Here is a 19,803-nt window from a genome sequence, read left to right on the forward strand (position 1 = left end):
TGATGATGGCCGAGATGGCAGTCGCCGTGCCGCTCGTGCTGGCGGCTGGGGAGCAGGGCATGTTCCACTTGCCGTCGCCGGAAGAAGTGCGGCTGCAGCCGATCGCGCGCGCCGGCAATGAGGTCGGGTGGCCGTTTTCGGTCGATGAGGGAACGCTGTCCTGCGTTTGGAGCGCCGGCCAGAGGGTCGTGATGTTCTTCGAAGGTCGGCCGAAAGGGCTCGACGTCGACGACGCCTTCGAGCCGCGCGGCGTCATCGTCGCCACCGACCCGATGCAATTGACCCTCGGCAACATGGCCAACCGCGCGCTGTTTCGCGATGCCGCAACGGTCGAGGAGCGCCTGCGGCTTGTCGCGCCGTTCGTGACCATGGGCCGGAAGCTTTGCGACCAACCTGCCGGCGCCCGCGTCGGCCATGGCGAATTGTAGGGAACGAACCAGATGCTTCTCATCCGATGCCCCTATTGCGAGGAAGAACGTCCGGAGCTCGAATTCCGCAATGCAGGCGAGGCGCATATCGCGCGCTCGACCAACATTGCCGGCGACAGCGATGATGATTTCGAGAAGTTCTTCTTCATCCGTTCGAATCCAAAGGGCATCATCTATGAGCGCTGGCGGCATATCCATGGCTGCGCGCGTTTCTTCAACGCCGTGCGCGACACCGTCACCGACAAGTTCGTCATGACCTACAAGGCCGGCGAGCCAAAGCCGGCGAAGCTTCCCAAGACCTCCAACGAAGTGGTTGCCAAATGAGCGGCGCGTTCCGTATTCCGAGCGCCGGCCGACTGAAGCAGGCGAAGACCGCGCGGTTTAGCTTCGACGGCCAGTCCTACACCGGCATCGAGGGCGATACGCTGGCGTCGGCGCTGCTCGCCAATGGCGTGCATCTGGTCGGCCGCTCGTTCAAGTACCATCGTCCGCGCGGCATCCTGTCGGCTGGCGCCGAAGAGCCGAACGCGCTGGTCGAGATCAGGCGCGACGCGGCGCGCAGGACGCCGAACGTGCGCGCGACCGTCCAGGAGCTTTACGACGGACTTGAAGCGCGGTCGCAGAACCGCTGGCCGTCGCTGGCTTTCGATGTCGGCGCTGTCAATGACATGGCGTCGCCGCTGTTTTCCGCCGGCTTCTACTACAAGACCTTCATGTGGCCGAAGGCGGCGTGGAAGAGCCTTTACGAACCCCGGATTCGCGAGGCCGCCGGCCTGGGCGTTTCCCCTGACAAACCCGATCCCGACCACTATTCGTCGCGTTACGCCCACTGCGACGTGCTGGTGCTGGGCGGCGGCGCGGCCGGCATAGCGGCGGCGTTGGCGGCGGCCGACACCGGCGTGCGTGTCATCCTGGCCGACGAGCAGGCCGAGTTCGGCGGCAGCCTGCGGTTCGAGGCCGCTGCCATGATCGATGGCCAGGACGGTTTTGCCTGGGCGCAGGCGGCAGTCGCCAGGCTGAGCGCGATGGACAATGTCCGCGTCCTGTCGCGCACGACCGCTTTCGGCTACTATGCGCAGAATTTCGTCGGCCTCGTCGAGCGCGTCAGCGATCACCTGAAGAGCCCTGGCCATGATCTGCCGCGCGAGCGGCTGTGGCAGGTGCGTGCAAAGCGCGTCGTGCTGGCCTCAGGCGCCATCGAGCGGCACATGGTGTTCGCCGACAATGACCGGCCGGGTATCATGCTGGCGGGCGCGGCGCGCACCTTCCTCAATCACCATGGCGTCGCGGTCGGCAGGAATGTCGGTGTCTATACCGCCAATGATTCCGCCTACGCGGCGGCGATCGACCTCAAGAAGGCCGGGGTCAACGTGGCGGCGATCGTCGATCTGCGCGACAACCCGACCGGGCCGGTGATCGACGAAGCGAGGGCGCTCGGCATCGAGGTCAATTTCGGCCGCGCCGTGATCCGCGCCGGCGGCAAGCTAAGAGTAACCTCGATGACCGTGCAGCCGAAGAACGGCGGCGGCGAACGCACCATCCCGGTCGACGCCATCCTGATGTCGGCCGGCTGGACGCCGTCAGTGCACCTGTTTTCGCAGTCGCGCGGCAAGGTCGCCTTCAACGACGAGACCAAGCGCTTCGTGCCGGGCATCTACGCGCAGGATTGCGTCTCCGTCGGCGCCTGCAACGGCACCGACGGCTTGTCGGCGACCGTGGACGAAGCCTACGCCGCGGGCGCCAAGGCGGCCAGGGATGCCGGCGCCAAGGCCGTCAAGGGCACGAAGCCGAAGGTCGATGCTTCCGAAAGCTGGTCGCGCGGCATGCTGGGCGCTGCGCCCGGCGCCGGGCCGGACACGAGGGTGAAGGCGTTCGTCGATTTCCAGAACGACGTCACCGCCAAGGACATCCGCCAGGCGGTGCATGAGGGCATGCGCTCGATCGAGCACGTCAAGCGCTTCACCACCAACGGCATGGCGACCGACCAGGGCAAGACCTCCAACATGCACGGACTGGCGATCGCGGCGGAGACGCTGGGCAAGCCGATCCCGGAAGTCGGGCTGACCACGTTCCGCGCGCCCTATACGCCGGTCACCTTCGGCGCGATCATCAGCCACGCGCGCGGGCCGCTGTTCGACCCGACGCGCAAAACCGCGATCCATCCCTGGGCCGAGGCGCAGGGCGCCGTGTTCGAGGATGTCGGCCAGTGGAAGCGCGCCTGGTATTTCCCCAAGGCGGGCGAAGACATGCATGCCGCCGTCGACCGCGAATGCGTCGCGGTCCGCACAAATGCCGGTCTGTTCGACGCCTCGACGCTGGGAAAGATCGAAGTGGTTGGGCCGGACGCGGCCAGGTTCATGGAGTTGCTCTACACAAATCCTTGGGAGAAGCTGGAGCCCGGCCGCTGCCGCTATGGCATCATGCTGCGCGAGGACGGCTTCATCTATGATGATGGCGTCGTCGGCAGGCTGGCGCCGGACCGCTTCCATGTGACGACGACGACGGGCGGCGCGCCGCGCGTGATGAACCACATGGAGGACTATCTCCAGACCGAGTTCCCGCACCTCAATGTCTGGCTGACCTCGATCACCGAACAGTGGGCGGTCATCGCCGTGCAGGGGCCGAAGTCGCGCGACATCATCGCGCCGCTGGTCGAAGGCATCGACATGTCCGACGAGGCGCTGCCGCATATGTCGGTGCGCGAGGGCCGGATATGCGGCGTGCCGACGCGGCTGTTCCGCATGTCGTTCACCGGCGAGCGCGGCTTTGAGGTCAACGTGCCGGCCGATTACGGCCAGGCCGTCTGGGAAGCGCTGTGGGCCGAAGGCCAGAAGCATGGCGCCACCGCCTACGGCACCGAGGCGATGCATGTGTTGCGCGCCGAGAAGGGTTACATCATCGTCGGCCAGGATACCGATGGCACGGTGACACCGAACGATGCCGGTCTCGACTGGGCGGTCGGCAAGAAAAAGACCGACTTCGTCGGCATCCGCGGGCTGACGCGGCCGGATCTCGTCGCCAAGGGCCGCAAGCAACTGGTCGGCCTGAAGACCAAGGATCCGAAGGTGGTGCTGGAAGAGGGCGCCCAGATCGTCGAGGACCCGAAGCAGGCAATCCCGATGAAGATGATCGGTCACGTCACCTCGAGCTATTGGTCGCAGAATTGCGGCCGCTCGATCGCGCTGGCGGCGATCGCCGGTGGCCGCGACAGAATGGGCGACACGCTTTACGTGCCGATGCCGAATGGGGTGATCGAAGTGGAGGTTACCGGCATGGTGTTCTTCGACGAGACGGGAGGTCGCCTCAATGGCTAAGGCCGCCGCAAGCAAGACAGCAGTGTTGCCGTCGATCGAACGCCGCCCGGCGCTGGCAGGACGCGCCATCTCCGCGACCAGCGTCAAGGTCGAGGTCCTGCCGCCGGCGGAACGCATCTCGCTGCGCGCCCCCGAGGCCTCGGTTGCCGCGCTTTCGAAAGCGCTCGGCGTGGCCCTGCCGAACACGCCGAAGACGTCGGCCGCAAAGGCAGGGCGGACCGTGCTGTGGCTCGGCCCCGACGAATGGCTGGTCATTGACGAGGCCGGCAACGATCCGCTCGCCGACTGCGCCAAGGTCGCGCTTCTGCATTCGGCGGTCGGCATATCGCATCGCAATGTGGCGATTGGCGTAATCGGCGCGGGCGCCGCCGCGACGATCAATGCGGGCTGTCCGCAGGATCTGTCGCTCGATGCCTTCCCGGTGGGGGCGGCCTCGCGGACCATCCTCGGCAAGGCCGAGATCGTGCTGCTGCGCAACGGGCCTGACGACTTCCGGGTCGAGTGCTGGCGTTCCTTCTCGGACTATGTCTTTACTTTCCTGTCCGAGGGAGCGCGGGACGCAGCGGTCTGAGCCGGAACGTTTTGCAGGGCACGCCCGTTCTGCATCCGCACGCCGAGGGAGAATGCCGATGCCGTCGAAATCCACGCCAAAATCACCGAAGAAGACCGCGGCTGTCCGCTCTCTCGAACATGAGCGGGACCACGATGTGAGCGCCGAAGAAGAACTCGAAGAGGGGCTCGAGGATACGTTTCCGGCCAGCGATGCCATATCGATCACCGGATCGGCGATCCCCGGCGGCCCAGCCAAGCCCGGCAAGGCCAAGACCGTGACTGGACGAAAAACCCGCAATCCCTGATCGCCAGCCGAAGGCCGGCTGTCGGCACCGACATTCTGCCTCCCTGCCGGTTTCAGAAAGCGTTCGGGAGAATCCAGGGATCGATGCTGATGCCGAGCCGCGGGTCCTTGCCGTCAGCCGGCTTTTCCGCGGAGCTTTTCTTCTCTATCGACCCGGTTGACGCGCAATCGAGCTTAACATGCGTCTTTGTGTCGACGCAGACCGGGTTGTGCTGCTGCTTGACGGGGTGAGTAGAGCCGGCAGCGAAGGCCGGGCCCGAAAGGGCCAGCACGGCGGCGAGGGTGAGGAGGGTGTTTTTCATATCGGTCTCCGGCTTTCGCGATGAATGGATTTCGTACATGTACGATACGAAGTACAGATACGCCCCTGGGTGCCGTCGTTCAAGCCGGAAAACGTACACGTACGAAAATTTGGGAAGCATCCAGCATCACGCCGACCGGCTACGGCCGGGCACCGCCAGGCGGCTCAAACGCCATGCTCGGGGACCTTGAAAGATGGTGCTCAGCAGTGGACCGGGGTTTCGGTCAATGGCAGCACATTCTGTGTGCTCAGAGCAGCGAGCGAGGAATCGCACATCCTCTTGACGAAAGCCTGGGGATCGCCGAACGGATAGAACGGGAATGTGATCAGCAGCGAAATCGTGCCGTGGGCGACCGCCCACAGCATGGTGGCTATGGCGCGTGCATCGCCTTGCAGCTTGCCGGCGGCGACACAGGCCTCGACCCGGCCTATCAGCGCTTTCATCGCCGGATTGCCTTCATGCATCTCTTCGAAGCTGCGGCCTTCGGGCGGCCTGGTCTTCTCGGTCATGAAGACGGTCCGGTATTCGTTGGGGTTGCCGAGGCCGAAGGCGGCATATTCGGTCATGACCGCTTGCAACGCCTCGATCGGATCGTCGGAGGGATGCTCCTCGATGCGCCGGGCCAGCGTCTCGAAGGCATCCTCGGCCAGCGCGAACAGGATGTCCTGCTTGTCTGCGAAGTATGAGTAGACCGACATCGGCGCGTAACCGACCCGCTTGGCCAATTTGCGGATGGTCAGCCCCTCATAGCCTTCTTCCTGGACAAGCTTGTGCGCCGCCTCGACGAGTTCGGCGCGCAGCTCGGCCTTCTGTTTCTCGCGGCGTGTGTGAACCCTCGGCGGCAAGATGTGGTGCCCTTTGTCTGGATTGGGATTTGCTGAGTGATATACGCTGTACGAAAACGTACAAGGAATATCAAAGGTTCCAAGCGGTTGATCGGCATCGCCCTCGCTTTGCAGTCACCTGGGGTAACCCGATGCCCGATCGGCCAACATCGAACTGATACAAACAGACCCTATTGGCGGCCCTGCAAAAAAATCTGAACTCGGGAGGCCGGCATGGCCATCAGCGGGGTTTCGTCGCGCGCGGCGGATGCGCATCCACTTTCTCATGGCGCCCGGTTGGCGCTCAAGAGGGTAGCCATGGTGGCATGGCTCGCCATCGCACTCGGCTTCGCCATGGAAGCCCTGATTTTGGCGGTCAGGGCTGCAGCGAATTCCCAGCCGACTTCCACGCAAGTCCTGATCGAACTGGCGCAAGGCGTGACGTGGTCATTCTTCGTCTGTGCGGGTGTTGGTCTCGGCACCGCCATCGCCAAGGTGCGAGCCTCGCTCGGAGGCTTGATCGGTGCGATTTCCGCACCACTGGCCATGGGCATCGCCAAAGGCACGCAAAAAGTCATGGTCAGCGCCCTTGAACTGTCCGTGAAGCCGGCAATCCTCCCCCTCACCACGCTCGGTGTACTGCGGGCGCTCGAATACGGCCTGCTGGGCTGGATGCTGGCCTGGCTGGCATCACGGGAAAAACCTCACGCCCTGCATTTCATACTGGCGGGCACCGTGATTGGCGCGGTGTTTGGCGGTGGCGTCACGGCTTTGACCATACAGGCTGCCTCGGCGCAGGACGCTGCCCTTGCGCTGCCGCAGGCCATTTCAACCGGCCTCAATGAGGTCGTCTTTCCGATAGGCTGTGCGCTGGTCGTCTACATCACCCTGCAAGTCAGCCGGAATATGAAGTTCATCGCCGGCGACGCCCGCTAGCGAGGTACGTCACAGACTACCGTCGATGAGTTTCGCCGCGAGATGCGACAGCAGCTTCACCGCCTCGCCGTAGGTCCTGGCCTTTTCCGGATTGGAGGCGTTGCCGTCCAGCGCGCGCTTGTAGACGCCCTGGCAGATCGCGGCCAACCGGAAGAAGGAGAAGGCGAGGAAGAAGGTCCAGTCGCCGATGCCGTCGAGCCCGCGCCGCCGGCAATAGGCAGCGACGTAGGCTTGTTCCGACGGCAGGCCTAGCGCGGTACGGTCGATGCCGCCCAAGCCGCGAAAGCCGGATGCGTGCGGCAGGCGCCATTGCATGCATTGGTAGGCCAGGTCGGCGAAGGGATGGCCCAATGTCGAGAGCTCCCAGTCTAGCACCGCGATGATCCTTGGCCGGTCCGGCGCGAAAATCAGATTGTCCAGCCGGTAGTCGCCATGCACCAGCGAGACGCGGCCGTCCTCGACGGGCATGTGGGTCCCCAGCCAGGAGATCAGCCGGTCCATATCGGCGACAGTGCCGGTTTCCGATGCGCGATACTGGCTGGTCCAGCGTGCAAGCTGCCTCGCGAAATAGCTGCCCGGCCGGCCGAAATCGGCCAGCCCGACGGCTCCGGCATCGACCGCGTGCAAGGCAGCGAGGGTTTCGTTCATGGCATCGTAGATGTCGGCGCGTTCATCGTTGTCGCGCGCTTCCGGCAAGGCCGGATTCCAGAAGATCCGGCCGTCGATGAACTCCATGACGTAGAACAGGCGGCCGATCGGCGAGTCCTCGGCCGATAGATGCAGCATCGCGGGCACGGGCACGGCGGTGCCGGCGAGCGCGCTCATCACCTTGAATTCACGGTCGACCTGGTGCGCCGATTTCAGCAACTGTCCTGCCGGCTTGGCGCGCAACACGTAGCGGCCGCTCGCCGCGGTCAGCAGGTAGGTAGGGTTCGACTGGCCGGATTTGAATTTCTCGATAGCGGCGAGCCCGGAAAAGCCGGGTATGTTTGCCTCCAGATAGGGTGCAAGCGCTGCCCGGTCGAGAACGTTCGGGTCGCTCATGCAGTCTCGGGGGCGGTCTCGGGCTGGCGTTCGATCAGGGTCAGGGTCAGCCAGCGAGCGGTCAGCGCCGGCTTCTTCGACCCCTCTATCTCGATCGTCACGTCATGTGCTGTCTGGACCCAGCCCGACGGCCTGACCTTCACGTCGGCCAGCACGAAACGGGTGCGTATGCGCGCTCCGGTCTTCACCGGTGCCAGGAAGCGCAGCGAATCGAAGCCATGGTTGACGCCCATCTTGCCGTTTTCCAGCGGCGGCATGGTCTCGAACGTCATGGCCGACAACAGCGACAGCGAGAGGAAACCATGCGCGATGGTGCCGCCAAACGGCGTCTCCAGCCTTGCCCGCTCCGGATCGCAATGGATGAACTGGTGGTCGTCGGTGGCGTCGGCGAACTGGTCGATCATGCGCTGCGTCACAACCCGCCATGGCGAGACTCCGACCTCCTTGCCGACGCTGGCCAGAAGCACATCGAGACTGATTGGTTCCACGCCATGTCCTCCAGTTCACTTCCGGCTTCAACGCCCGGAAAATGTCATTCCTTAAACAAGGTCAACCCATGCTGCACCGACTGCCCGCCGTCGATCGGCAGGATGGCGCCGGTGACATAGCTGCCTGCACGGCCGCACAAATAGAGCGTTGCGCCGGCAATGTCATCCGGTGCGCCGATCCGGCCGATCGGAACATGGTCGCCGACATGCCTGGCCTGCTCATCCGTAGCGGTGGCAAAGGCCGTCATGCGGCTTTGGAATGGGCCGGGAGCAAAGGCGTTGACGGTGATGCGGCGGGCGGCGAATTCCAGCGCCAAAGTGCGTGTCAAATGATGAACGGCGGCCTTCGAGGCGGTGTAGGAATAGGCGTCGTCGGCCAGCGGCTGCGTCCCCATCACAGAGCCCAGATTAATCACCCGGGCCGGATCGGCGTCGCTGGCCGCGGCATCGAGCAGCGGCAGCAATTCGCGCGTCAGGTGGAAGACCGCGGTGACGTTGACGCCGAACACCTTGGCCCAGGCATGGTAGGGAAAGCTCTCCAGCGGCGCGCCCCAGGAGACGCCGGCACTGTTGACCAGGATGTTCAGCCTGTCGGTCCGCGCCTTGACCTCGGCGACGAGAGCCGCGATGCCGGCCTCGCTGGAGACGTCGCCGGCAAAGCCTTCGGCGCGGCCGGAGGCGCCAAGCGCGTTCAGTTCACCGGCGACCTTGATGCAGTCCTCGCCCTTGCGCGAAGCGATCATGACGCTGGCGCCGGCCCTGACCAGGGCGGTCGCCGCCATGCGGCCGATGCCGGTCGCCGCGCCCGTCACTAGCGCCGTCTTGCCGGCCACCGAAAACAGCTCGTCCAGATAGCTCATTAAAATCCTCGGCGCTCGGCGCGGGCAAAACAGTTCGCGTTGACAAGGCTATCCGAAGTGCGGTCATCCTTGCCACGGGTAAAATGCCCGGCGTGCATGAAGGGTTAGCGACCGATGACGGAGATGAATCTCGGCATGACCGAGCGGCTGAAGCCGATCCACGCTCGCGTCGCGGCCATGGTGCGCGACGAGGTCATGCCTCTCGACAAGGAATTCCTGGGCGAGGTGGGCAAGGCCGGGGACCGCTGGACCTACAGCGCGCGGCAGACGGAAATCCTCGAAGGCCTGAAAAGGACCGCGCGGGAGCGCGGCCTTTGGAATTTCTGGCTGACCGGCTCGGAACGCGGCTATGGTCTTTCGACTGTTGAATACGCCTATCTGGCCGAGGAGATGGGCAAGGCGCATCTCGGGGCCGAAACCTTCAACTGCTCGGCGCCCGACACCGGCAACATGGAGGTGCTGGAACGTTACGGGTCTGACGATCACAAGCAGGCATGGCTGGAGCCGCTGCTCGACGGCAAGATCCGCTCGGCCTACCTGATGACCGAGCCGGATGTCGCGTCGTCCGATGCCACCAACATCTCGATGCGCTGCGAACGGCAGGGCGACGACTATGTTCTGAACGGCGAGAAATGGTGGGCCTCCGGCGCCGGCGATCCGCGCTGCAAGATCTACATCACCATGGTCAGGACGGGCGACGACAGTGAGCCACGGCACCGCCGCCATTCGATGATCCTGGTGCCCGCCGAGACGAGGGGCGTCACCAAGGTCCGGGCCATGCAGGTCTATGGCGACGACGACGCGCCGCATGGCCACATGCATCTTCGCTTCGACAATGTGCGGGTGCCGGCATCCAACCTGATCCTTGGCGAGGGCAGGGGCTTCGAGATCGCGCAAGGGCGGCTCGGCCCCGGCCGCATCCATCATTGCATGCGCGCCATCGGCCAGGCCGAGATGGCGCTGGAGATGCTGTGCCAGCGTTCGGTGCGGCGCGAGGCTTTCGGCCAGGCCCTGGCGAAGCTCGGCGCCAATTTCGACATCATCGCCGAATGCCGCATGGAGATCGAGATGGCCCGGCTGCTCTGCCTCAAGGCGGCGTGGATGATCGACCAGGGCGATGCGCGAGCCGCGGCGCCCTGGATCAGCCAGATCAAGGTCGTGGCGCCGCGCGTCGCGCTCAAGGTCACCGACGAGGCGGTGCAGATGTTCGGTGGACAGGGCATCAGCCAGGACACGCCGCTGGCACGCTCATGGACGCATCTGAGGACATTGCGGCTGGCCGACGGGCCAGACGCCGTGCATCGGAGGCAGGTGGCGCGCGCCGAATTGAAGAAATACACGCAGGAAAGGGTCTGAGCTTCGGCTCAGCGCGGCCGCGTCGCGTCTTCCGGCAGGTCCAAAGGAGCGTTCCGATGACTGTCCCGTCCGAAATGAAGGCGCTGCTGCTGACCGGCGACGGCTACACCAGGACCCCGACCGGCAGCGTGCTGGAGGCGATGGAACCCTATCTGCGGCCCGGCAGTATCGAAGTGCCGACGCCGGGGCCGACGCAGGTTCTGATCAAGGTCAGCCTGGCTTCGATCAATCCGTCCGACGTCATGTTCGTCAAGGGCCAGTACGGCCAGCCGCGCGCGAAGGGACAGCCGGCCGGCTTCGAGGGCGTCGGCACGGTCGTCGCCAGCGGTGACGAGCCTTATCCCAAGAGCCTGATCGGCAAGCGGGTCGCCTTCGCCACCGGCGTCACCAACTGGGGCTCATGGGCCGAATATGCCGTCGCCGAGGCGGCGGCCTGCATCCCGCTCCTCGACACGGTGCGCGACGAGGACGGCGCGGCGATGATCGTCAATCCGCTTACCGCGCTCGCCATGTTCGATATCGTCCGGGAAGAAGGCGAGAAGGCTTTCATCATGACCGCCGGCGCGAGCCAGCTCAGCAAGCTGATCATCGGCCTGGCCAGGGAAGCGGGCTTCAGGCCGATCGTCACCGTGCGCCGCGATGACCAGATCGCGTCGCTGAAAGAGCTTGGCGCGGCGCACGTCCTCAACGAAAAGACATCGGATTTCAAAGCCGCGCTGCGCGAGGTGATCAAAGCCGAGCAGCCGCGCATCTTCCTCGACGCGGTGACCGGGCCATTGGCCTCGACCATCTTCGACGCCATGCCCAAACGGGCGCGCTGGATCATCTACGGGCGACTCGATCCCGAGCCGACGGTCATCCGTGAACCCGGCCAGCTGATCTTCCAGCACAAGCATATAGAGGGCTTCTGGCTGAGCGAGTGGATGCGCCAGTTCCGCGACCGCCGCGGTCCGGCGATCCTGGAGGCGCAGAAGCGCTTCTCCGACGGACGCTGGTCGACGGACGTTACGGCTGTCGTGCCGCTCGCAGAAGCGATGGCGCGGGTGCCGGCGGAACTGGCCAAGCCCAACGGCAAGGTGTTCATCATTCCTTGAGCGAGCATGACCGGGTGGGCAGAGAGTGCTATCCCGGCGGGCCTTCACCTTCGAGGCGCGTGAAGGCATGGCGACTGCGCCATCAGCCCCCTATGCCACGCGGCTTTGTCCGTGATATGTCGCCGCCATCGAATGCCGGACGGGTACGGGCATCGGCCCGTTCCGGAAGTGGTGTGGAGTGCCTCGATGACGATTTCCAAGCCGGTCTTCGACCGTTTGGGCTTTATTCTGTGGGTAGGGGCCTTCCTGGTCGTCCTGGTGCTGGTCCTCGTGGCGCCGGACTCGCGCACGGTGATGCTGGCCTACAGATACGGCAGCGAGGAATTCCTGGCCGGCCGGCCGCTCTACAATATCCGGTCAGAGATGGGATATCTCTACGCGCCCGCCTTTGCGGCGCTTTATGTCCCGCTGGTCAAGCTGGGCCCGTATCTCGGGGGCCTTGTGTGGCATCTGCTCGGCTTCGGGGTGCTCACCTACGCCGCCATGCGGCAGGTGCGCAAGCTGGGCGGCGGGGAATTGACATGGCTGCTTTCCTTCGGCCTTTTCCTCGCCTTGCCGATGGCGCTGGGGGCGATCCGCAACGGCCAGTCGACGGTCCTTTTGACCGGCGCCTGTTGGCTTCTCACCCTGTCGGCCCTTGAGGGGCGGCGCGCCGAGACCTTCTTCTGGGCATCGCTCGCCATCATCGCCAAACCGACCGCCATCATCATGCTGCTGCTGGCGGGGGCGCTGCGGCCCCGGCTGATCCCGGTTCTGGTTCTGTCGGTGCTGTTCGTGCTTGCCCTGCCTTACGCGTTCGCTCCCGCGGGCTACCTGAATGACCAGTATCGGGATTTCGCCCATATGCTGACGTCGATGGCAGTCGACAACAGCAGCCACTTCGTGCCCACCGATTTCACCGCACCCTTCACCAGACTGGGGCTGCCCATTCCGGAATTCAATGCCACGATCGTGCGCGTCGTCATGGCCCTGTTCACGCTTACGGCGGTCATCTGGTTCGATCGCAGGCTTGAGTTCGGGACGGCAGGATTGGCGATCTTCCTGACGGCCACGTTCTACATGTGCGTCTTCAACCCGCGCGTCGAGCCCAACACCTATGCTATGATCGCCGTGCCGGCCGGTGTCGCTGTCGCCCTGCTGTGGCGTGAAGAACGGGGCGGCCTCCTGGCTTCGGTGCTGGCCACGACGTTGTTCCTGACCGGGCTGACCGGTGTCGAGGCCCACATCCATGAATTCTTCTACCCCTGGTTCCGGCCGGTCGCGGTCACCTTCATCGCCGGGTCGCTGATCTGGTGGTTCTGGGTCGGCGCGGGGGAAAAAGTTGCGAACGCCGGGCCTGTCGCCAATGGCTGATCTGCCGAAAACCCTCGATATCGTGGCGCCGTTCTTCAACGAGGCGCCGTCGGCATCGGCCTTCGCCGAACTGCTCGCCGGGCTCGAGGCTGCGGTGGCAGGGCGCTTCGGCCTGACCGTCCACAAGATCCTCGTCGACGATGGCAGCCGTGACGACGGCGCCACGCGGTTTGCGCAGGCCCTGTCCGGGTCGTGGGAAGTGGTGCGGCTCAGCCGCAATTTCGGCAAGGAGGTCGCCGTGCTCGCCGGCCTCGACCAGTCACGCGGCGACATGGTGCTGATCATGGATTCCGACCTGCAGCATTCCATGGATATCAGCCTGAAGCTGATCGCCGAGCTGGTGCAGAATCCCGATATCGATGTCGTTTACGCACAAAACGACAGGCGCGAGGCGAGCTGGCGGCGCAGCCAGCTGGCACGGCTGTTCTACAGCCTGATCAACAGCAGCCAGCGTTTCGACATCCCCGAGAACGCCGGCGATTTTCGCGTCATGCGCGGCGCGGTGGCGCGCGCGCTGACCAGCCTGCGCGACAAGCGACGCTTCAACAAGGGGCTGTTTGCCTGGGCCGGCTTTCGCCAGAAGGCTTTGCCCTATTCGCCGGAAGGCCGCGCCAGCGGCACCTCCAAATGGAGCCGGCTCAACCTGATCGCCTTCTCGCTGGAAGGCTTCACCTCGTTTTCGGTCATTCCCTTGCGCCTGATCAGCCTCAGCGGGCTGCTGGCGGCATTTGCCGGCGCGCTCTACGGCGCCAAGGTGTTCTTCGAGGTTGTCTTCTACGGCATCGCCGTTCCAGGCTATCCAAGCCTTCTGGTCGCCGTGGTCCTGTTCGGCGGCCTCAACCTGACCCTGCTTGGCCTGATCGGCGAGTATGTCTGGGTCACGCTGAGTGAAAGCAAGGATCGGCCGGTCTACATCGTGCGCGATGTCGTGCGCAGCGGCATCGCCGTCAGGACGACACCGGGTCCTTCCGACGCATGACGCGGCGCATCCGCCTGATTGCCGACGATTACGGCCTGGCGCCGGGCGTTTCCGCAGGGATTCTCGACCTGCTCGAGCGTGGACGCCTGACCGGCACCAGCTGTATGACCGGCTTTCCGGAATGGCCCGGGGAGGCGGCCCGTCTAAGGCCTCTGCTCGACCGCGTCGCGGTCGGGCTGCATCTCACCTTGACCGACCAGCCGGCCGTGACAGGCAGGTCGAGCCTGGCGCCGGAAGGCCGGTTGCCGATGCTTCGCTCCCTGGCATTGCCGATCCTGCGCGACCGTGTCGACGAGCGCGATGTCCGTGCCGAGCTCGACGTCCAGTATAGCCGCTTCGTCGAGGCATTGGGGCGCCCGCCGGCTTTTGTCGACGGACATCAGCATGTGCATTTCCTGCCCGTGGTGCGCCAATGGCTGCGAACGCGTTTCGCTGAAGTCGCCGACAGGCCGGCGCTGCGTGGCGGCCCGGCGCTGGGCGATGCCGCCGCGGCGCCCAAGGTCGCGGCGATCGCAGCCGTGGCCGCCGGTTTCGACCGCACGATGCAGCACACCGGCTTCACGGTCCTCGGACCGCTCGCCGGCATCTACGACTGGCGTCACCCCGAGAGGTTTGCCCCATTGCTGCAAGCCGCCGTCGAGTCATTGCCCGAGCGCGGCCTGTTCATGTGCCATCCCGGCCACGTCGACGCGACGCTGAGCGCCCGCGACCCGATGCGGACCGTGCGGGAGGTCGAATTCGCATTCCTGGCATCGGACGAATTCGGCGCCGGCTTGAAGGACGCCGATGTCGAAATCATGGGCGGCAGCGGGTGAGCGGCGCTCCCCGGCCCCGGCGTTCGACCGGCAACAAGATCGTGCGCTTCGCCATTGTCGGGCTGGCGAACACGGGCATCGACCTGGCGAGCTTCTTCGTCCTGCTCGAGCTGCATGTCCCGCCGCTGCCCGCCAATATCGGCGCCTGGTTCGTCGCCGTCGTTTTCTCTTTTGTGGCGAACGGGTTCTGGTCGTTCGAGCGCGAGCCGACCATCCGCCTGCGGGATGCCTTCCTTCGCTTCGCCTCGCTTGGCGCGGCGATCTCGCTTGGCGTCTCCAGCCTTTCGATCGCGCTGCTCGCCGCGACCATAGGCTTATGGCCAGCAAAGATCGGCGGGGTCATCGTGGCGGCGATCCTGAATTTCCTCGCCGCGCGCTGGTCGATCGAAGGCCGCCTCCTGAAATAGGCTGGACCCTACTCGGCGGGCTCGACACCGACATAGGCGGCTTCCTCGAGCTCGCGCTTCAGCCGCGCCTCCTCATGGGTCTTCGGCGTAACGAAGCGGCCAAGCAGGAGATAAGCGACGGGGGTGAGGAACAACGTCGATATGGTGGCCAGGCCAAGGCCGCCGACAATGACCCAGCCCAACGCCACGCGCGCCTCGGCGCCGGCACCACTTGCCAGCACCAGAGGCAGGCCGCCGAGCACGGTGCAGATCATCGTCATCATCACAGGCCGCACGCGGATGATCGAGGCCTGCTCGATCGCCTCGCGTACGCCAAGCCCGCGATCGCGCAGCTGGTTGGCGAACTCGACGATGAGGATGCCGTTCTTGGCCATGACGCCGACCAGCAGCACGAGGCCGATCTGGCTATAGGCGTTGAGGCTGGTGCCGGAGAGAAGCAGTGCGAAGATGGCGCAGGCGAGGCCAAGCGGCACTGTTGCCATGATGATGACCGCGCTGACGAAGCTTTCGAACTGGGCAGCGAGCACCAGCAGGATGATGACCAGCGCGAAGCCGAAGATGGTGATCATGGCGCTGTTGGTCTCGCCCAGCGTCGCGGCCTCGGCCAATGGCAGGATGCGGCTGCCAGGCGGCAGCAGCGGCGTGGCGATCTCGACCGCACGGTTCAGCGCATCGCCCAGCGCGAAGTCGCCACTGAGGTTGGAGGTGATGGCCACCGATGGCTGCTGCTGCTCGCGCGACAGGGACGGCGGCACGGCGCGCTCGGTCAACGTGGCGATGGTCGACATCGGCACGAAGCGGCCGTCGGCTGTCTTCAGGAAGACGTTTTCCAGATCGGTCGGGTCGTTGATCGGATTGGTCGTCGAGACCAGCTTCACGCCATAGCTGCGGTCGGCGATGTAGACGTCGACGACGTCATTGCCGTCGAGCATGGCCTGCATGGTGTTGGCCAGACCAGATATATCGATGCCGAGGTCGGAGGCGCGCTCGCGGTCGATGGCGACGGCCAGCTGCGGCTGCGTCGGGTCGATGGACAGGCGCGGCGTCTGGAAGCGCGGGTCCTTCCGCATCTTGGCGATGATCTTCACAGCGGCATCGCCGAGCGCCTTGCGGTCGTTGCCGACCAGCGCGAACTGGAGGCCGTTGCCGGCGCCGCGTATGCCGAGGCTGTTTGGCTGCACCGGGAAGATGCGCACACTCGGCACCTGCTTCGTCAGTCGGCTGATCTCGGCCATGATCTCCTGCTGGCTGCGGCTGCGCTCATCCCACGGAGCCAGCGTCATAACCATGAATCCGGAATTGTAGGAGCCGTTCTGGCCGGCATTTTCGAAGGTCGAGCGGATTTCGCCGGAATCGCGCATCGGCTGGATCAGCTTCTCGATCTTCTGCATCTGCTGCGTGGTGTAGTCGAGGCTGACGCCTTGCGGGGCGCTGATGCGCAACAGCACGGCGGCACGGTCCTCGGTCGGCGTCAGTTCCTGGCGGATGGTGCCGAACAGGGCGAAGGCGGTTCCTGCAAACAGCACCGCGACCAGGACAGCGATCCAGGGCGCGTCGAGGCAGGCACGCAAGCCGCGCTTGTAGGCTGAATTCAGCGCGCCACCGATGCGGGCGCCGATGCCGTGCCCGCCTTCATGGTTCAGCGATGCGCTGGTCAGCATGCGCGAGGCCAGCATCGGGCAAAGCGTCAGCGCGACCACGCAGGACAGAAGCACCGACATGGCGAGCACGAAGCCGAATTCGCGGAACAGGCCGCCGGTCTGGCCGGGCAGGAACGAGATCGGCACGAAGACGGCGACCAGCGTCAGCGTCGTGGCAATAACGGCGAAAAAGACTTCCTGCGCGCCGAGCACGGCTGCCGCGCGCGGTCCCATGCCTTCGTTGCGCCGGCGCACGATGTTTTCCAGCACGACGATGGCGTCGTCGACGACCAGTCCCGTCGCCAGCACCAGGGCGAGCAGCGTCAGGATGTTGACCGAGAAGCCGGCCAGATAGATGGCGGCAATGGTGCCGATCATGGCGACGGGCATCGACAGGCCGGGGATGAGCGTGGCACGCCAATCCAGCAGAAAAGCGTAGATGACGATCAGCACCATGGTGACCGACAGGGCGAGCGCTATCTCGACCTCGTGCACCGCGCCCTTGACGAAGACCGCGTCGTCGCTGGTGACCTTGATCGCCATGCCCTTGGGCAGGTTCTCCTGCAGCTTGGCGACGGCCGCCTGAACACCGGTCGAAATGTCGAGCGTGTTCGATTCCGCCTGGCGGATGATGCCGATGCCGATGCCGGTCTTGCCGTCCGAGCGCAACGTTGTCTGGCCGACGTCGGGGCCAAGCGTGACGGTGGCGACATCGCGGATGCGCGTCGCGCCGCCGATGATGATGTTTTCGAATTCCTCGGGCGTCGTCACATCGGCCGTCGTGCGCACGATGAGGTCCTGGTTGGTCGTGGTGATCGAACCGGCCGGCGAGTCGAAGGCGACGGAGGCAAGGGCCGTCCTGAGATCAGCAACGGTGAAGCCGAGGCTGGCCAGCTTGTTCTGGTCGACGTCGATGCGGAAGATCTTGTCGCGGTCGCCATAGACCTGGACGTCGGCGACGCCCGGCACGGCGGCGAGTTCGTCCTCGATCTGGTCCTGGACCACGACCGTCATGTCCTGGATCGACATGTTATCGGACGTCACCGCCAGCCGCATGACCGCGTCGGAATTGGCATCGGCCTTGACGATGCGCGGCGGATCGGCCGTATCGGGCATCTGGTTGGCGACGCGGCCGACAGCGTCACGCACGTCGGAGGCGGCGACGTTGAGATCGACGCCGTCATTGAACTCGATGGTGACGCGGCTCGAGCCGAAGGAGGAGGAAGACGAGATCGACTTGACGCCGGAGACGCGGGCAACGGCACCCTCGATCGTGTCGGTCAGTTCGCGGTCGACGGTTTCGGCGGCGGCGCCTTCGAACGCGGTGGAGACGGTGACAACGGCACGGTCGACATCGGGCAGTTCGCGGATCTCAACGCCGTAGAAGGCCGCAAGGCCGGCGACCGCTATCAGCGTGTTCAACACGAAGGCCATCACCGGCCGGCGGATGAAGAGCGCCGTGAAGCCGGTGTCGCTGGTGGCGTTGGCGGTTCCGGTCATGAGCCTTCGGCCGCGTTTGCCGAGCGCGGCTCCTGGCCGGCGACGCGGACCTCGCCGCCTTCGCTGACGCTCTGCGTGCCTTCGGTGACAACCATGTCGCCACTGTCTATCTCGGCGTCGATCAACACGGTTTCCGTGTTGCGCTGGATGATGCGCACCGGCACCCGCCTGGCCTTGCCCTCCTCGACCTGCCAGACATAGGCGCCGTCCGAGCCCCAGAGGATCGCCAGCGGGCTGACGGCAGGATAGGTCTGCCCAGGGAATTTCATGGTGATGCCGAAAGACATGCCGGCGCGCAGGGAATCGGCTGGGTTGGCGATCTTGGCCTTGACCAGCAAGGTGCGGCTCTTCTCGTCGATGTGGTTGTCGATGGCAGAGACCGTGCCGGTGTAGGTGTTGCTGAGGTTGGCGATCGGCGTCGCCGACAACTGCGCGCCAACCTTGACGGCGGCGGCGAACCGTTCGGGGACAAGGAAATCGACCAGGATTGAGGAGCGGTCGTCGAGCGTGGCGATCGCCGACTGGCTGGTCACATAGTTTCCGGCGGAGATGGGCAGGATGCCGACGGTCCCAGCGATCGGTGCCAGGATCGACCGGCGCTGCAGCGCGAGTTCCGCATCCTGGAGCGCCAGGTTGGCGCCTGCCAGAACCAGTTCGGCATCGGCAACGGCGACCGGTGTCGCGGCGTTGGAAGCGCGCAATGACCTGACCCGGTCGAGCTTGGCCTGCGCGTCCTGCAACGCCAGTTTGGCGCGATTCTGAGCAATCATCTCGGTCTCGGAATCGAGCGTCGCGATGATCTGCCCCTTGTCGACATGGCTGCCGGATTCGACCAGCAGTTCCGCGAGGCGGCCGGCACTGTAGGGATTGACAGTCACCGAGGCGTTGGCGCGGCCGGTGCCGATCGCCTGGAGGCGGTCGTTGATGACGGCCGACGCGGCCGGCAGCACGACCACATTCACCTGCCGGGCGCCGTCGCGGCTGCCGGCTTGTCCGGTATTGCCGGCGGCGGTTTCAGCAGGTGGCCTCGCGGCTTGAGCCCAGTCGATCCCCCAGCGGGCCAGGACATCCGGCGCGCCTGGGAAAAAACGCAGCCAGGCGGCTGCGGCCACAACCAGCACGACAAGCGCGAAAAGTATCTGTTTCCAGGCGGCCATTGGCACTCCGGTTGGCAAAATATCCTTCCGTCCACAGGTTTTCGGAATGAAGCAGACGCAGCGAGGCTATTCCAGGGCGATAAGCACCTCGATATCGTGCCCTTATGACAAGTCTCCAGTGCCCCAGCACATTAAATATATGTAACGTTGGCCTTGGCCGCTCCTGCTTTTCGCATGCCGTCGTGTGGCATGGAGGCGAACCTCGGAGCGCCGCGCGCTAGCGCAGGTCTTCCATCTCGCGAATCCGCCGGGCGCCTTCCGCCTCGAGCTGCCTTGTGACGGCGCCAATCAGCGTTTCGGCGACGACGAAAAGGGCGGCCGAGGAATCCCATGCCGATGGCACGGCCGTACGTCCGGCGATGACGTAGCGGGCGAAGCGCGCGATAGGCGACAGCCACTGGTCGGTGAACAATACGATCTGGACGCCGCGCTGATGTGCCTTTTCGGCGA

20 protein-coding genes are annotated in these 19,803 nt (G+C 65.0%); 12 read left to right on the forward strand and 8 right to left on the reverse strand.

The window, feature by feature from the left end; all coding sequences use genetic code 11:
• The first annotated feature begins 2 nt into the window (after positions 1–2).
• From WC739_RS08145 to WC739_RS08165, 5 genes are read left to right on the forward strand one after another with little or no spacing between them, the layout of a single operon-like run.
• Positions 3–428: a hypothetical protein gene (locus WC739_RS08145; protein ID WP_372952531.1), complete on the forward strand. Its 426-nt coding sequence runs from the start codon at positions 3–5 to the stop codon at positions 426–428.
• A gap of 12 nt (positions 429–440) precedes the next feature.
• Complete coding sequence (locus tag WC739_RS08150) at positions 441–752, forward strand: sarcosine oxidase subunit delta (protein WP_372952511.1); 312 nt, start codon at positions 441–443, stop codon at positions 750–752.
• Positions 749–3,742, forward strand: coding sequence for a sarcosine oxidase subunit alpha (locus tag WC739_RS08155; protein ID WP_372952512.1), 2,994 nt, complete (start codon positions 749–751; stop codon positions 3,740–3,742). Before WC739_RS08150 ends, WC739_RS08155 begins: the two co-directional genes overlap by 4 nt.
• The gene (locus WC739_RS08160) at positions 3,735–4,313 is read left to right on the forward strand and encodes a sarcosine oxidase subunit gamma (RefSeq protein WP_372952513.1); all 579 of its coding nucleotides are present in this window, start codon (positions 3,735–3,737) and stop codon (positions 4,311–4,313) included. The genes WC739_RS08155 and WC739_RS08160 overlap by 8 nt, the downstream gene beginning before the upstream one ends.
• A gap of 58 nt (positions 4,314–4,371) precedes the next feature.
• Positions 4,372–4,599, forward strand: coding sequence for a hypothetical protein (locus WC739_RS08165; protein WP_372952514.1), 228 nt, complete (start codon positions 4,372–4,374; stop codon positions 4,597–4,599).
• 52 nt (positions 4,600–4,651) lie between these two features.
• Here the strand turns inward: WC739_RS08165 and WC739_RS08170 are convergent, their stop codons facing one another.
• Positions 4,652–4,900, reverse strand: coding sequence for a DUF680 domain-containing protein (locus WC739_RS08170; protein ID WP_372952515.1), 249 nt, complete (start codon positions 4,898–4,900; stop codon positions 4,652–4,654).
• A gap of 200 nt (positions 4,901–5,100) precedes the next feature.
• A complete protein-coding gene (locus tag WC739_RS08175; RefSeq protein ID WP_372952516.1) occupies positions 5,101–5,745 on the reverse strand; it encodes a TetR/AcrR family transcriptional regulator in 645 nt (214 codons plus the stop codon).
• Between the two features lie 213 nt (positions 5,746–5,958).
• Here WC739_RS08175 and WC739_RS08180 point away from each other — a divergent pair, with 213 nt between their 5' ends.
• A complete protein-coding gene (locus tag WC739_RS08180) occupies positions 5,959–6,660 on the forward strand; it encodes a hypothetical protein (RefSeq protein WP_372952517.1) in 702 nt (233 codons plus the stop codon).
• A gap of 9 nt (positions 6,661–6,669) precedes the next feature.
• Here WC739_RS08180 and WC739_RS08185 read toward each other — a convergent pair whose 3' ends face one another.
• The 3 genes from WC739_RS08185 to WC739_RS08195 are packed head-to-tail and all read right to left on the reverse strand — an operon-like array spanning position 6,670 to position 9,052.
• Positions 6,670–7,704, reverse strand: a complete 1,035-nt coding sequence (locus WC739_RS08185; protein WP_372952518.1) for a phosphotransferase family protein — start codon at positions 7,702–7,704, stop codon at positions 6,670–6,672.
• Positions 7,701–8,192 (reverse strand): MaoC family dehydratase, encoded by a 492-nt coding sequence (locus WC739_RS08190; RefSeq protein ID WP_372952519.1) that lies wholly within the window; start codon positions 8,190–8,192, stop codon positions 7,701–7,703. Before WC739_RS08190 ends, WC739_RS08185 begins: the two co-directional genes overlap by 4 nt.
• A 44-nt stretch (positions 8,193–8,236) precedes the next feature.
• Positions 8,237–9,052, reverse strand: a complete 816-nt coding sequence (locus WC739_RS08195) for an SDR family oxidoreductase (protein WP_372952520.1) — start codon at positions 9,050–9,052, stop codon at positions 8,237–8,239.
• 114 nt (positions 9,053–9,166) lie between these two features.
• Here WC739_RS08195 and WC739_RS08200 point away from each other — a divergent pair, with 114 nt between their 5' ends.
• The 6 genes from WC739_RS08200 (at position 9,167) to WC739_RS08225 (ending at position 15,056) form a co-directional block, all read left to right on the forward strand.
• Positions 9,167–10,408 carry an acyl-CoA dehydrogenase family protein gene (locus WC739_RS08200; protein ID WP_372952521.1) on the forward strand — a complete coding sequence of 414 codons (1,242 nt, stop codon included), beginning with the start codon at positions 9,167–9,169 and terminating at the stop codon, positions 10,406–10,408.
• A gap of 56 nt (positions 10,409–10,464) precedes the next feature.
• Positions 10,465–11,502 (forward strand): zinc-binding dehydrogenase, encoded by a 1,038-nt coding sequence (locus tag WC739_RS08205; protein ID WP_372952522.1) that lies wholly within the window; start codon positions 10,465–10,467, stop codon positions 11,500–11,502.
• A 186-nt stretch (positions 11,503–11,688) separates the two neighbouring features.
• The gene (locus WC739_RS08210; RefSeq protein ID WP_372952523.1) at positions 11,689–12,855 is read left to right on the forward strand and encodes a glycosyltransferase 87 family protein; all 1,167 of its coding nucleotides are present in this window, start codon (positions 11,689–11,691) and stop codon (positions 12,853–12,855) included.
• A complete protein-coding gene (locus WC739_RS08215; protein WP_372952524.1) occupies positions 12,848–13,834 on the forward strand; it encodes a glycosyltransferase family 2 protein in 987 nt (328 codons plus the stop codon). Before WC739_RS08210 ends, WC739_RS08215 begins: the two co-directional genes overlap by 8 nt.
• Positions 13,831–14,649: a ChbG/HpnK family deacetylase gene (locus WC739_RS08220; RefSeq protein ID WP_372952525.1), complete on the forward strand. Its 819-nt coding sequence runs from the start codon at positions 13,831–13,833 to the stop codon at positions 14,647–14,649. Before WC739_RS08215 ends, WC739_RS08220 begins: the two co-directional genes overlap by 4 nt.
• The gene (locus WC739_RS08225; RefSeq protein ID WP_372952526.1) at positions 14,646–15,056 is read left to right on the forward strand and encodes a GtrA family protein; all 411 of its coding nucleotides are present in this window, start codon (positions 14,646–14,648) and stop codon (positions 15,054–15,056) included. The genes WC739_RS08220 and WC739_RS08225 overlap by 4 nt, the downstream gene beginning before the upstream one ends.
• Before the next feature lie 8 nt (positions 15,057–15,064).
• On the opposite strand, the gene WC739_RS08230 is transcribed toward WC739_RS08225, so the two are convergent.
• The 3 genes from WC739_RS08230 to WC739_RS08240 form a co-directional block, all read right to left on the reverse strand.
• Complete coding sequence (locus WC739_RS08230; protein WP_372952527.1) at positions 15,065–18,196, reverse strand: efflux RND transporter permease subunit; 3,132 nt, start codon at positions 18,194–18,196, stop codon at positions 15,065–15,067.
• Positions 18,193–19,353, reverse strand: coding sequence for an efflux RND transporter periplasmic adaptor subunit (locus WC739_RS08235; protein WP_372952528.1), 1,161 nt, complete (start codon positions 19,351–19,353; stop codon positions 18,193–18,195). The genes WC739_RS08230 and WC739_RS08235 overlap by 4 nt, the downstream gene beginning before the upstream one ends.
• Positions 19,354–19,570: 217 nt before the next feature.
• Positions 19,571–19,803: SIS domain-containing protein (locus WC739_RS08240; protein WP_372952529.1), on the reverse strand; the 233-nt coding region annotated here is incomplete at its 5' end.

The organism is Mesorhizobium sp., assembly GCF_041661565.1.
In the GTDB taxonomy this organism is placed as follows: domain Bacteria; phylum Pseudomonadota; class Alphaproteobacteria; order Rhizobiales; family Rhizobiaceae; genus Mesorhizobium.

What these genes read in the sequence shown, in the direction of transcription:
- WC739_RS08220 (WP_372952525.1), top strand. Translation starts at nt 13,831, where the DNA reads ATGACGCGGCGCATCCGCCTGATTGCCGACGATTACGGCCTGGCGCCG.
- WC739_RS08205 (WP_372952522.1), top strand. Translation starts at nt 10,465, where the DNA reads ATGACTGTCCCGTCCGAAATGAAGGCGCTGCTGCTGACCGGCGACGGC.
- WC739_RS08155 (WP_372952512.1), top strand. Translation starts at nt 749, where the DNA reads ATGAGCGGCGCGTTCCGTATTCCGAGCGCCGGCCGACTGAAGCAGGCG.
- WC739_RS08150 (WP_372952511.1), top strand. Translation starts at nt 441, where the DNA reads ATGCTTCTCATCCGATGCCCCTATTGCGAGGAAGAACGTCCGGAGCTC.
- WC739_RS08200 (WP_372952521.1), top strand. Translation starts at nt 9,167, where the DNA reads ATGACGGAGATGAATCTCGGCATGACCGAGCGGCTGAAGCCGATCCAC.
- WC739_RS08210 (WP_372952523.1), top strand. Translation starts at nt 11,689, where the DNA reads ATGACGATTTCCAAGCCGGTCTTCGACCGTTTGGGCTTTATTCTGTGG.
- WC739_RS08195 (WP_372952520.1), bottom strand. Translation starts at nt 9,052, where the DNA reads ATGAGCTATCTGGACGAGCTGTTTTCGGTGGCCGGCAAGACGGCGCTA.
- WC739_RS08160 (WP_372952513.1), top strand. Translation starts at nt 3,735, where the DNA reads ATGGCTAAGGCCGCCGCAAGCAAGACAGCAGTGTTGCCGTCGATCGAA.
- WC739_RS08235 (WP_372952528.1), bottom strand. Translation starts at nt 19,353, where the DNA reads ATGGCCGCCTGGAAACAGATACTTTTCGCGCTTGTCGTGCTGGTTGTG.
- WC739_RS08230 (WP_372952527.1), bottom strand. Translation starts at nt 18,196, where the DNA reads ATGACCGGAACCGCCAACGCCACCAGCGACACCGGCTTCACGGCGCTC.
- WC739_RS08170 (WP_372952515.1), bottom strand. Translation starts at nt 4,900, where the DNA reads ATGAAAAACACCCTCCTCACCCTCGCCGCCGTGCTGGCCCTTTCGGGC.
- WC739_RS08165 (WP_372952514.1), top strand. Translation starts at nt 4,372, where the DNA reads ATGCCGTCGAAATCCACGCCAAAATCACCGAAGAAGACCGCGGCTGTC.
- WC739_RS08145 (WP_372952531.1), top strand. Translation starts at nt 3, where the DNA reads ATGATGGCCGAGATGGCAGTCGCCGTGCCGCTCGTGCTGGCGGCTGGG.
- WC739_RS08215 (WP_372952524.1), top strand. Translation starts at nt 12,848, where the DNA reads ATGGCTGATCTGCCGAAAACCCTCGATATCGTGGCGCCGTTCTTCAAC.
- WC739_RS08180 (WP_372952517.1), top strand. Translation starts at nt 5,959, where the DNA reads ATGGCCATCAGCGGGGTTTCGTCGCGCGCGGCGGATGCGCATCCACTT.
- WC739_RS08185 (WP_372952518.1), bottom strand. Translation starts at nt 7,704, where the DNA reads ATGAGCGACCCGAACGTTCTCGACCGGGCAGCGCTTGCACCCTATCTG.